Origin of the sequence: Paraburkholderia acidisoli, assembly GCF_009789675.1 — a bacterium.
In the GTDB taxonomy this organism is placed as follows: Bacteria; Pseudomonadota; Gammaproteobacteria; order Burkholderiales; family Burkholderiaceae; genus Paraburkholderia; species Paraburkholderia acidisoli.
On record NZ_CP046916.1, the window covers coordinates 1,176,551 to 1,188,453 of the forward strand.

Annotated in this window: 11 protein-coding genes; 6 read left to right on the forward strand and 5 right to left on the reverse strand. The window is 65.2% G+C overall.

The features are described 5' to 3' along the window. Positions 1–17 precede the first annotated feature (17 nt). A complete protein-coding gene (locus FAZ98_RS34090) occupies positions 18–590 on the forward strand; it encodes a helix-turn-helix domain-containing protein (protein WP_158958430.1) in 573 nt (190 codons plus the stop codon). Positions 591–610: 20 nt separating this feature from the next. Continuing rightward, the gene (locus FAZ98_RS34095; protein ID WP_158958431.1) at positions 611–1,210 is read left to right on the forward strand and encodes a GNAT family N-acetyltransferase; all 600 of its coding nucleotides are present in this window, start codon (positions 611–613) and stop codon (positions 1,208–1,210) included. Here the strand turns inward: FAZ98_RS34095 and FAZ98_RS34100 are convergent. The 5 genes from FAZ98_RS34100 to FAZ98_RS34120 all read right to left on the reverse strand — a co-directional run bounded on the left by FAZ98_RS34100 (position 1,159) and on the right by FAZ98_RS34120 (position 7,529). Further along, entirely contained in the window at positions 1,159–2,337 is a 1,179-nt protein-coding gene (locus FAZ98_RS34100; protein ID WP_158958433.1) for a helix-turn-helix domain-containing protein, read from the reverse strand. The two genes, FAZ98_RS34095 and FAZ98_RS34100, sit on opposite strands and share 52 nt — an antisense overlap. Positions 2,338–2,684: 347 nt before the next feature. Then, the gene (gene eutC, locus FAZ98_RS34105) at positions 2,685–3,479 is read right to left on the reverse strand and encodes an ethanolamine ammonia-lyase subunit EutC (protein WP_158958435.1); all 795 of its coding nucleotides are present in this window, start codon (positions 3,477–3,479) and stop codon (positions 2,685–2,687) included. Further along, complete coding sequence (locus FAZ98_RS34110; RefSeq protein ID WP_158958437.1) at positions 3,476–4,873, reverse strand: ethanolamine ammonia-lyase subunit EutB; 1,398 nt, start codon at positions 4,871–4,873, stop codon at positions 3,476–3,478. Before FAZ98_RS34110 ends, eutC begins: the two co-directional genes overlap by 4 nt. Positions 4,874–4,895: 22 nt before the next feature. Further along, positions 4,896–6,317, reverse strand: a complete 1,422-nt coding sequence (eat, locus tag FAZ98_RS34115) for an ethanolamine permease (protein ID WP_158958439.1) — start codon at positions 6,315–6,317, stop codon at positions 4,896–4,898. A 129-nt stretch (positions 6,318–6,446) separates the two neighbouring features. After that, complete coding sequence (locus FAZ98_RS34120; RefSeq protein WP_158958441.1) at positions 6,447–7,529, reverse strand: peptidoglycan DD-metalloendopeptidase family protein; 1,083 nt, start codon at positions 7,527–7,529, stop codon at positions 6,447–6,449. Between the two features lie 907 nt (positions 7,530–8,436). Here FAZ98_RS34120 and FAZ98_RS34125 point away from each other — a divergent pair. Genes FAZ98_RS34125 through FAZ98_RS34140 form a run of 4 tightly spaced genes read left to right on the forward strand, consistent with a single transcriptional unit; the run spans position 8,437 to position 11,896 of the window. Beyond that, entirely contained in the window at positions 8,437–9,153 is a 717-nt protein-coding gene (locus tag FAZ98_RS34125; RefSeq protein WP_158958443.1) for an ABC transporter permease, read from the forward strand. Continuing rightward, positions 9,150–10,067 carry a glycine betaine ABC transporter substrate-binding protein gene (locus FAZ98_RS34130; RefSeq protein ID WP_233272995.1) on the forward strand — a complete coding sequence of 306 codons (918 nt, stop codon included), beginning with the start codon at positions 9,150–9,152 and terminating at the stop codon, positions 10,065–10,067. The genes FAZ98_RS34125 and FAZ98_RS34130 overlap by 4 nt, the downstream gene beginning before the upstream one ends. A gap of 9 nt (positions 10,068–10,076) precedes the next feature. Further along, positions 10,077–10,730 (forward strand): ABC transporter permease, encoded by a 654-nt coding sequence (locus tag FAZ98_RS34135; protein WP_158958447.1) that lies wholly within the window; start codon positions 10,077–10,079, stop codon positions 10,728–10,730. Next, entirely contained in the window at positions 10,727–11,896 is a 1,170-nt protein-coding gene (locus tag FAZ98_RS34140; RefSeq protein WP_158958449.1) for an osmoprotectant ABC transporter ATP-binding protein OsmV, read from the forward strand. The genes FAZ98_RS34135 and FAZ98_RS34140 overlap by 4 nt, the downstream gene beginning before the upstream one ends. Positions 11,897–11,903: the final 7 nt, after the last annotated feature.

Sequence of the window (11,903 nt, forward strand, 5' to 3'; positions counted from 1 at the left end):
CCACCAAACTGGAACGCATGGATATTCACGCCAACATCGCGCGACGCCTGCGCGACCTGCGCGACGCCAAAGGCTGGTCGCTCGACGCGCTCGCCGAGCGCAGCGCCGTGAGCCGTTCGAACATCTCGCTCATCGAGCGCGGCGAAAGCAGCCCGACCGCCGTCGTGCTCGACAAACTCGCGACGGCGCTGGGCGTCTCGCTCGCCTCGCTGTTCGAGAGCGCCAGCAGCGTGGCGGCTACTCCGCCCTCGCCGCACATTGCCGCGCGCGACCAGGCGCGCTGGACCGATCCGGCCTCCGGCTATGTGCGGCGCAATCTCTCGCCGCCCGCGTGGTCGCCCATTCAGCTCGTGGAGGTGCAGTTTCCACCCGGCGAGCGCGTGGCCTACGACACGAGCCTGCGCGATGCGGAAATTCATCAGCAGGTCTGGGTGATCGAAGGCGCGATGGAGATGAGCGTAGGCGAGACGACATGGCGGCTCGCCACCGGCGATTGTCTCTCGATGCGGCTCGATTGCCCGATCGTGTATCGCAACCCCACGCGCAAGCCCGCGCGCTACCTCGTCGCGCTATGCAGAACCGCCCGCTAATGTTCACCGACAATTCGCCCATGACCGACGCCATCACCGTGCGCGCACTGAGCGCCGCTGAAGCCCACGCGCACGCCGATGCGCTCGCCGACGTGCTTATCGATTGCGTCGAAGGCGGCGCCTCCGTGAGCTTCATGCTGCCGATCTCGCGCGCCACGGCGCTCGCATTCTGGCGCAGTGTGGCCGAAGGCGTGGCGCACGGCGAGCGCGTGCTGCTCGCGGCATTCGATAACAACGCGCGGCTCGCAGGCACCGCACAACTCGTCGTGGCACAGCCCGAAAACCAGCCGCATCGCGCCGATGTCGCGAAAGTGCTCGTCTGTCGCGCCGCACGCGGACGCGGCGTGGGCCAGCGCCTCATGCAAGCGGTGGAAGCGGCGGCATACGCGGCCGGAAAAACCGTGCTGGTACTCGACACCGTCACGGGCGGCGCGGCCGAACGCCTCTATACGCGCGCAGGCTGGCAACGCGTGGGCGCCGTACCCAACTACGCGCTCATGCCCGATGGCGCGCTGTGCGGCACGACGTTCTATCACAAGCAACTCGCGGCATTCGACGCAAACCCGGCTCAGGACGCGCGCAACGCCTCCGAAGGCCGCATGCCGAACATGCGCCGATAATCCGCCGAAAACTGGCTCAAATGCCAGAAGCCCCAGGCGGCGGCCACGTCCTGTACGGACCCCGCCTGCGTGCACAGATCACGCCGCGCGCCGTTCAGACGTAGCGCACGCAGATACGTGGCAGGCGCCATGCCGAGCACGTCCTGGAAGCAGTACTGCAATGTGCGCCGGCTCACGAGCAACTGCTCGCATAGCTCGGGCACGCCAACGGCCCGCGCGCGATGCGCAAGCACGTACTCGCGCGCTTGATCCACAATCCAGCGCCGCCGCGCGCCTGATTCCGCCATGACGCGCGCGTCGCCCTCGACGCCTCCCCCGCATGCGGGGTTGGCGTCGCGCCCGTCGCCCGCGCAGGCGTCGAACAACGCCGCCAGCACCTCGGCCTGTATATCGGCCTGTATATCGGCCTGTGACCCGCAGCGTTCGGCTTCGGCAAGCGATGCGAGCCGGGTTCCCGCGCTGGCCCGGTCGCTCTCGCCGCCGTGCCTGCCTTCGACGTCTTCGCGCGCAACATCGAGTTGTCTCGCGAGCAGCGCGCATAACCGTTCGATGCGCACCGGGCTCGCGCGCACGATGGGCGCATGGGGCACGCAGGCGTCGAAATCCTTGTGCTCCACGGAAGCCGCATAGTGACGCAGCACGTCGCCGCGCACGACCACGCCGTAGATCGAAAACTGCGCGGGCGTGAGCAGCTCGAATTCGACGTTGCCGGGCCGCAGCGCGAAGGCATTCGCATCGACCCACTGCGCGTCGATCCGCATGTCGCCCTGGCCGCGCACGGGGATGCCGAACCAGTACGCGTCGCCGCGTACTTCGCATGCCTGGCGCAACGTATGGCTCGTGGTTTCGCGGAACACCTTCATGGTGTCCAGCGGCATTTCGGTCAGCGTTCCGACGAAGCGCCCCGCCGCCAGTTGGTCATAGGTTTGCCGCCAGCCGACCAGATTGCGCGCCTGTTCATCGGCGTCATGCGCCACGCTCACGACCGGCCGCCCCGCCAGTACCGCCGCGCCTTGCGCATTGCGCTGCGTGTCTTCAGCGGCGGTGGCTGCGGTGGGGTCTGCCAAGATAACCGCTGAGTTGCCTGCCGTAGTGCGTGCGATAGTGGCCGCAACGGGGGCGCGCATTGCGCCCGCTGTGTTCGCCTGCGCTGCATTCGCCTGCGCGGTGTTCGCGTTCGCGCCAGTCGCACCCGCCGCGGTGTTGGCGGCCACTACCCTGTTTGGCGCCGTGTCATTCATCCTTGCCCCCTGCGCGCTCGCATCGAATCGATGGATCGATGATGCAAGAGCCGCGCCAGCGGCGACAGTCGGCCGAACGGCTAACGTAAGCGCGAGAAGACGCGATGACGCCTCAAGCGCGTTGCTCCACGATGGCGCAACGCACCGGCACCGGCGTGCTCAATGCCTGCGCACATGGCGCAGCGCACCTTCGCGGTGCGGTCCGCTGCGGCCCATTCCATACGCACCAACATTTACGGCGGGGCGATCGCCCCCGGCACTTCGCGGTTTGTGCCCGGCAACGCGTCGCTGTCGTCCTTGAGGCCCACGCCCGTGAGCTTGAGCCGCCGCGCCTGCGTGAGCAGATAGTGAAGCTTGTGCGCGGCTGCCTCGTGTGGCAGCCCTTCGGGCCGCACATTCGAGATGCAGTTGCGCTGCGCGTCGTGGCAGCCGACCTTCGGCGCCCATGTGAGATAGATACCCAGGCTGTCGGGCGAACTGAGCCCCGGCCGCTCGCCGATCAACATGGCCACGAGCGACGCACCCAGCAGTTCGCCGATCTCGTCGCCGAGCGCCACGCGCGCCTGGCGCGCGATGACCACCGGCCCAATACGCCAGCCGTCTAGCCGCGTGCGCGCCGCCTTGAGCAACGGCACGGCCTGCTTCGCGGCAGCGAAAGCGGACAAGCCGTCGCCGACCACGAACACGACTTCGGGCGCAGCCTCGGCCGAGGCCGCTGGTTGCGCTGCGAGCACCGCGCGACTCGCCTCCGACAAACAGCGCCCGAGGTCCGGCCTGCGCAAATAATGCTGACGATCGGGCGCCGCGCTCGCTACTTCGAGCGTTGCGAAACCTTCGGCTTCGAGCGCGCGGCGCAGGGCTTCCGTATCGAGCGGTTGGTGCACGGCGTCACGCGCCTGCGCGTGCGACAGGTTGAACGCGAGCAACGGCGCCGTGGGCAAAGCATTGCCCGCGCGCCCGAGCGCGATGCGCGCGTTCGTGAACGCCTTGAGTCCGTCCCACGGATTCTTTTCGACGGCGTCGCTCATGCGTCGATCCCTATCCACTCGTGCGCGCCCGCAAGCAATGGCACGCGCGGCGAGGCGCGCAGCAACGCGCCTTTCGAGTCGGCGATTTCCATGGTTTCCAGCCACTCTTCGAACTCGGGCGCGCGCCGCAAACCGAGTAGTTCACGCACATACAGCGCGTCGTGGAACGACGTGCTTTGGTAGTTGAGCATCACGTCGTCGGCGCCGGGAATGCCCATGATGAAGTTGATGCCCGCCGTGCCCAGCAACGTGAGCAACGTGTCCATGTCGTCCTGGTCGGCTTCCGCATGATTCGTGTAGCAGATGTCGCAGCCCATGGGTACGCCGAGCAGCTTGCCGCAGAAGTGATCTTCGAGCCCCGCGCGAATGATCTGCTTGCCGTCGTAAAGATATTCGGGGCCGATGAATCCCACCACCGTGTTGACGAGGAAGGGCTCGAACTGGCGCGCCACCGCGTAGGCGCGCACTTCGCAGGTTTGCTGGTCGACACCGTGATGCGCGTTGGCCGATAGCGCGCTACCCTGCCCCGTTTCGAAATACATGAGGTTGTTGCCGACCGTGCCGCGCTTGAGCGAGAGCGCCGCCTCGCGCGCTTCCGCGAGCAACGCGAGGGAAATGCCGAAGCTCGCGTTGGCCTTTTCCGTACCCGCAATGGACTGAAACACGAGGTCCACGGGTGCGCCCTTTTCGATGGCCGCGATCGTGTTGGTCACATGCGTGAGCACGCATGACTGCGTGGGCACGCGGTAACGCTCGCGAAACCCGTCGATCATGGCGAGCAGCTTCGTGATGGCAGCGAGGCTATCCGTAGCGGGATTGATGCCGATCATTGCGTCGCCACTGCCGTACATCAGGCCGTCGAGCATGGAAGCGGCAATGCCCTTCACGTCGTCGGTTGCGTGATTGGGCTGTAGACGCACCGACATATGGCCCGGCAAACCCACGGTGTTGCGAAACCGCGTGACCACAGGGCGTTTTTTGGCCACCGCGATCAGGTCCTGGTTACGCATGAGCTTGGAAACCGCCGCGACCATTTCCGGCGTCAGGCCGGGCCCGACACACACGAGGGCTTCGGTATCCGTCGTGCCGGAAAGCAGCCAGTCGCGGAAGTCGCCCACGGTGAGATGCGAAACCGCGGAAAACGCCGCCGCGTCGTGCGTATCGACGATCAGGCGCGTGACCTCGTCGCACTCGTACGGGACGAGCACCTCGGCAAGAAACGCTTTGAGCGGCACGGCGGCGAGCGCCATTTTCGCCGCCACGCGCTCTTCTTCGCTGGCCGCCGCCACGCCCGCGAGCTGGTCGCCAGAGCGTGGCGGGCTGGCCTTCGCGAGCAGCGTTTTCAGGTCCGCGAAACGATAACTGCGCGCGCCGATCGTCTCCGTGTAGTTCATGCCCGGCACTCCTGCAAAGCCTTCACTCTTCGAGCAATCCTTCGGCGCCTCGCACCTCCGGTGCGGCCTCGCGCTGCGCTCGCGTGGCAAGAAAATAAGCGTAGCCGAGCGCGAGAATCACGACGAACACACCGGCGACCAACGCGTTGAAATACACCATCGTGCCAAGGCACACGAGCGCAGCGATCAACGCGAAGGCCGGAAAGACCGGGTAAAGCGGCGCGCGGAACGGGCGCTCCATGGCAGGCTGCGCGCGGCGCAGCTTGAAGAGCGCCGCCATGCTCACAATGTACATCACGATCGCGCCGAACACCGACATGGTGACGATATTGGCCGTGAGCGTCTGGCCGCCGAACTGGATCAGTTCGTCGCTGTAAATGGCGGCGATGCCGACCACGCCGCCAGCGAGAATTGCGCGATACGGCGTCTTGAAGCGCGGATGCACCTTGGCGAGCCACGCGGGTAGATAGCCCTCGCGGGCGAGCGCGAAAATCTGCCGTGAATAGCCGAGGATGATGCCGTGAAACGACGCCACCAGACCGAACAGGCCGAGCCACACGAGCATGTGCATCCAGCCGCTATGTTCGCCCACGATGTATTTCATGGCTTGCGGCAGCGGGTCGTTGATATTGGAGAGCTGGGTCCAGTCGCCCGCGCCGCCCGCGAATACCATCACGCCCACGGCCAGCGCCACGAGCGTGAGAATGCCGGCCACGTAGGCGATGGGAATGGAGCGGCGCGGATTCTTCGCTTCTTCCGCGGCCATGGCCACGCCTTCGATGGCGAGGAAAAACCAGATCGCGAACGGAATGGCCGCGAACATGCCGTGGAACGCCCCCAGCGAGAAGTGATCGTTACCCGACCAGCCGCCCTTGAGGAAGTGGCTCCATGCGAAACCCGGCGACACCACGCCCATGAACACGAGCAGTTCGAAGATGGCGAGCAGCGTGACGATCAGCTCGAACGTGGCCGCGATCTGCACGCCCACGATATTGAGCGCCATGAACACCAGGTAAGCGCCCATGGCCGCGTGCTTCGGCTCCAGCCCCGGAAACTGCACGTGCAGATACGCGCCGATCGCGAGTGCGATGGCGGGCGGCGCGAACACGAATTCCACGAGCGTGGCCATGCCCGCGAGATAGCCGCCCGCCGGCCCGAACGCGCGCCGCGCGTAGGCGAACGGGCCGCCCGCGTGCGGAATGGACGTGGTGAGTTCCGTGAAACTGAAGATGAAGGTGGTGTACATCGCCGCGATGAAGAGCGCGGTGACGACAAAACCGAGCGTGCCCGCGCTGGCCCAGCCGTAGCTCCAGCCGAAGTATTCGCCCGATATGACGAGCCCGACGGCAATGCCCCACAACTGCCAGGTGCCGAGCGTTTGCTGGAGCGCGGGCGCCCCGGCTCCGCCGGCGGCGGCGGGACGGGCGTTCGACTCGCTTTGCATGGTGTTCCCCCTCTGGAAGGCCCGCGCGGCCGCCGTTGGCCGCGCCGGGTGAGTGGAACCATGCTATTGAGTCATTAATCGGTGCGTTATCGAAAATCGGCAAAACGGCGCAGCCTGCGCACGCCGCGTTCAGAGCAGCGCGTCGAGCCGCTCGACCTGCTGCGCGAAACGCTGTTTGTCCGCGCCCCTCAGCGGATCGCGATGCGGCAGGTCGACGGTCAGCGGGTCCTGCGCGACCTGATCCACGTGCACTTCGTAATGCAGATGCGGCCCGGTCGCCCAGCCGGTCGCGCCGACGTAGCCGATCACCTGCCCCTGGCGCACGCTGTCGCCGGCCTTCAGATGCTTCGCGTAGCGCGACAGATGCGCGAAGGTCGTCGAATACGGGCCGAAGTTATCGAGCATCACGACCTTGCCGTAGCCCGTTTTCCAGCCGACCCACGTGACCGTACCGCGCGCCGTGGCATGCACGGGCGTGCCGACGGGCGCCGCGAGATCGACACCCTCGTGCGGCTGGATGCGATGCGTGACCGGATCGAGGCGCCGCAGCGCGAAGTGCGACGAGATACGCGTGAACTTCACCGGATAGCGCAGGAACGACGGCGCGGCCGAATGACCGTCGGCGGAATAGTAGAACGCCTTGCCCGCGAGATTGCGATAAAGAAAGAGGTCGTGCGAGGCCGTGCCCGTTGAGATGCGCACCGCCACCGGCGTGCGGGATGCCGCGCCTGCGGATGTCGCGGGTTGCGTCGGTGTCGATGTCGATGCGGCGGCCCGCGCGTCGCTCGCCGGGGCATTCGTTTGCGTATCCGCTTGCGGATTCGTTTGCGCATTCGTCTGCGGATTCGCGGAACCCGCCGCGTTGCGGAACACGAAGCTCACTTCGCTGCCGCGCTGCAGATCGCGACGAAAATCCACGCGTCCTGCGAAGGCTTTCGTGAGTTGCGCCGTCGTGGCGGCGTCGAGGCCCAAACGTTGCGCCGCTTCGCTGAAACTATGTTCGACGACGGCCGTTTTAACGCGATACGGCGGCGGTTCCGCAGCCGCCTTCGCGACCGCGGGCCCGGACGCCGCATCGCTCGCGCTTGCGCCCGCATTCGAACGAACGCCGGCACTCGCGGGCAACGCGGCCGACACATTGGCCCCCTCGCCGAGCGCATCGTCGTTCGCGTGCAGCGACGCCCGGTGCAGGTGCCACGCGGCGCTCGTCATACCGATTGCGCACACAATGAAAAGAGTTCCCGCGAGGCCAGGGGACGCCGCAATTGCACGAAATACCATGAAATGAAATGCCGGATTGTCGGGCGACAGCCCACGCGTGAACGGCGCGGCTGCGCTGGTGATATCGGTGCAACAGCGAAATATCGCGCGCAGCCACGCGGTCAAATCGCCCTGCATCGATCAGGAAAATGGACGGAACGACCGAAAATAAAGACGCTTCCTTAAACGAAACTTAAAGCCCGCGAATCGCACAGCAGAAATTGCCGGAGCGCGGAAGGCCATTGCGGGAACGCCGCTTGCTTTATGCATTGCATAGAAAATGAACACCTGTATGGCACTTTTTGTTTGGGGAAATTGCTACCGATAAATATTCATACGGATAACTGATCAATTTCCGGAAATGACCACAAACATGAAAACTCACTGCCCACGCACGCTACACCGATCGGTCCCCATGGTAGACATGCCTAATCGATTGGGTTATGCTCGTCCCGCTTCATTCACAACGAGATACATCTCTTACAACTGCGAATACGCTGCGCACCTTAACAACGCGCCTTAGTGGAGTGATCCGCGTATTCGTCCCTAAGCGGGCTTTCAGCCCCTGCGTACCGGCTCAAAGCCATTCGTACGCATCCATGCCGTTATTAATACGGCCCCTGCTCCAGCGCGTAGCGACCTGCTCGTTACCGCCGAGCTGAACACGACACCGTCACGAACGCGCACGCGTTCTTGCGTCTGCCGCCACGCGTCTTCGTGCGCGAAACGGCGGGGTGTTTTCGTTAGTTCTATCGCGGCCATGCCGGGATGACGAACTTGCTTTCGCGGCGCTCCGCTGGTGAGCGTCCCCGCTGCGCGGCCTCGTGCCCGCGGCTTCGAAACAAGGAGGCGTACCTTCATGACTCGACGCTCTGCCCTATTCGCGGGCAGCCTCATCGCTCTCGCCGTACTCGCGTGGTTGCTCTCGCGCGCGATCGGCGCCGATACGTGGCGCAGCCACGGTGGCGATCTCGCGTACTACACCGGCCAGCATCTGCTGCTCGTTGCCTGGTCGATGGTGCTCGCCATCGTCGTGGGCGTGCCCGCGGGCGTGCTGCTCAGCCGGCCGCAGTTCGCGCGCCAGGCCGAACGCTTCATGCAGATCTTCAACGTGGGCAACACCATTCCGTCGCTTGCCGTGCTCGCCATCGCGCTCGGCATCTTCGGCATTGGCGACATGCCCGCGATCGTCGCGCTCTTTCTCGCGTCGCTGCTGCCCATCACGCGCAACACCTACGAAGGCGTGAAAAACGTGCCCGGCTCGCTGCGCGAAGCCGCGCGCGGCATCGGCATGACGAACTGGCAATCGCTCACGCGCGTCGAATTGCCCCATGCGGTGCCCATCATCGTGGGCGGCATTCGCACGGCGCTCGCGATCAACGTGGGCACCGCGCCGCTCGCTTATCTGATTGGCGCGGACAGCCTCGGCTCGCTGATCTTCCCCGGCATCTATCTGAACGATCAGCCCTTGCTGCTGCTCGGCGCGGCCTTCACCGCCGCGCTCGCGCTGGTGCTCGACGGCGTGGTCGCGGCAGGCAGCCGTCAATGGCAATCGCGCCACGGAGGGCTCGCATGACGACGCTATTCGCAACCCTCAAACGTCTCGCGCGCACCTGCGTGATCGGCGTCACGCTGATCGCGGCAAGCTCCAGCGCATTCGCGCAGCAAAAGCTCGTGCTCGGCGCGAAGAACTTCACCGAGCAATACGTGCTCGCCGAAGTCACCGCGCAGTACTTGCGCTCGCTCGGCTACACCGTGGAAGTGCGCTCGGGGCTCGGCAGCACGCTCATGCGCAGCGCGCTCGAAAACGGCCAGTTCGATCTGGTCTGGGACTACACCGGCACGGCCGCGCTCGTCTACGACAAGATCAACGACAAGCTCGATCCGCAAGCCATGTACGAACGCGTGAAGGCGCTCGACGCGCCGCGCGGGCTCGTGTGGCTCAACGCCTCCACGCTCAACGACACCTATGCATTAGGATTGCCAAGCAAATTCGCAGAGGAAACCGGCATCAAGACGATCTCGGAACTCGCCGCGAAACTGAAGAGCGATCCCAAGGCGCGCCACTACGTGTTCGGCATGGACGCGGAATTCGCGAATCGTCCCGACGGCCTGAAGCCGCTGCTCGCGACCTACGGCATCACGCTGCGCCGCTCGCAGATGAAGCAGATGGACCCGGGTCTCGTCTACACGGCGCTGCATAACAACCAGCTGACCATCGGTCTCGTGTACACCACGGACGGCCGCGTGAAAGGCTTCGGCATCACGCCGCTCGAAGACGACAAGCATTTCTTCCCGCCGTACAACGCGGTGCCGGTCGTGCGCAAGTCGGTGCTCGACCACAATCCGAAGCTCGCCGCGCAGCTCAACGCGCTTTCGGCGGCGCTCAACAACGACGTGATCCAGGACATGAACAAGGCCGTCGACCTGGACGGCACGCCGCCGCAGGACGTGGCGAAGCAGTTCCTGCAATCGCATCATCTGGAATAAGGAGGCGACATGAGCGTATTCGACTATCTCGCCGCGAGCTGGCCCGAGCTGTTGCAGCTCACCTTGCAGCACATCTATCTCGTCGGCATTGCGGTGGGTTGCGCGATTGTCGCGGGCGTGCCGCTGGGCGTGCTCATCAACCGGCATCAATGGCTGGCGGGCCCGCTGCTCGGCGTCGCGACCATCGTGCTCACGCTGCCGTCCATCGCGCTGTTCGGCCTGATGATTCCGGTGTTCTCGCGCTTCGGCCAGGGCATCGGTCCGGTGCCCGCGATCACGGCTGTGTTTCTCTACTCGCTCCTGCCGATCATGCGCAACACGTACCTCGCGTTGCACAACGTCGACGCCGGCATCAAGGAAGCCGGCACCGGCATCGGCATGACCTCGTGGCAACGTCTGCGTCTCGTGGACCTGCCGCTCGCCGTGCCCGTGATTCTCGCGGGCGTGCGGACCGCCGTCGTGATGAACATCGGCGTGATGACCATTGCCGCCGTGATCGGCGCGGGCGGCCTCGGCACGCTGATCGTTCGCGCGATCGGCCAGAGCAGCATGATGAAGCTGCTCGTGGGCGCCGTGCTCGTCAGCATCGTCGCCATCGTCGCGGACTTGCTGTTGCAGTGGCTGCAACGCGCATTGACACCGAAAGGAGTGCAAAAGACATGATCGAACTCGACCAACTCACCAAGACCTTCACGCAAAAAGACGGCCAGAGCGTGCGCGCCGTGGATTCGGTGAGCCTTTCGGTGGCCGAAGGCGAAATCTGCGTGTTCCTCGGTCCCTCGGGCTGCGGCAAGACCACCACGCTCAAGATGATCAACCGGCTGATCCAGCCCACCTCGGGCCGCGTGCTCATCAACGGCGAAGATACGACGGGTCTGAACGAAGTCGACCTGCGCCGCCATATCGGCTATGTGATCCAGCAGATCGGCCTGTTCCCGAACATGACGATCGAGGAAAACATCACGGTCGTGCCGCGTCTGCTCGGCTGGGACAAGAAGCGCTGCGCCGAGCGCGCGGCCGAACTCATGTCGATGGTGGCGCTCGACCCGAAGCTGTATTTGAAGCGCTATCCGCGTGAATTGTCGGGTGGCCAGCAACAGCGTATCGGCGTGATTCGCGCGCTGGCCGCGGACCCGCCCGTGCTGCTGATGGACGAACCGTTCGGCGCCGTCGACCCGATCAACCGCGAGACCATCCAGAACGAGTTCTTCCAGATGCAGCGGCAACTGAAGAAGACCGTGATCATGGTGAGCCACGACATCGACGAAGCCATCAAGCTCGGCGACCGCATTGCCGTGTTCCGGCGCGGCAAGCTCGTGCAATACGATCATCCCGACACGCTGCTCGCGCGCCCGAAGGACGACTTCGTCGCGCAGTTCGTGGGTCAGGACAGCACGCTCAAGCGCCTGCTGCTCGTGAAGGCCGGCGACGCCGCCACGCAGCCCGAAACGGCGCGCGTGGACACGCCGCTCGCGCAGGCGTTCTCGATGATGGACGAAAGCGACTCGCGCTATCTCACCGTGCTCGACGGCGACAAACATGCGCTCGGTTTCGTGGGGCGACGCGCGGCACGCGGCGCGGAAGGCGTGTGCGGGGACCGCATCACGCCCTTCCCGGCCACCGTCGGCGTGGACGATCACTTGCGCGTCGTGCTTTCGAAGATGTACCAGTTCCGCGCTTCGTGGATGCCGGTACTCGACGCGGAAGGTCACTACATCGGCGAAATCACCCAGGATTCGATCGCCGATTACCTCAGCTCGGGCCGCTCGCGCATGCAAACGGGTCAACCGCCGAGCGCCATCGTGAGCCCGGCGGCCAGTGCGGCGTAAGCGGCCG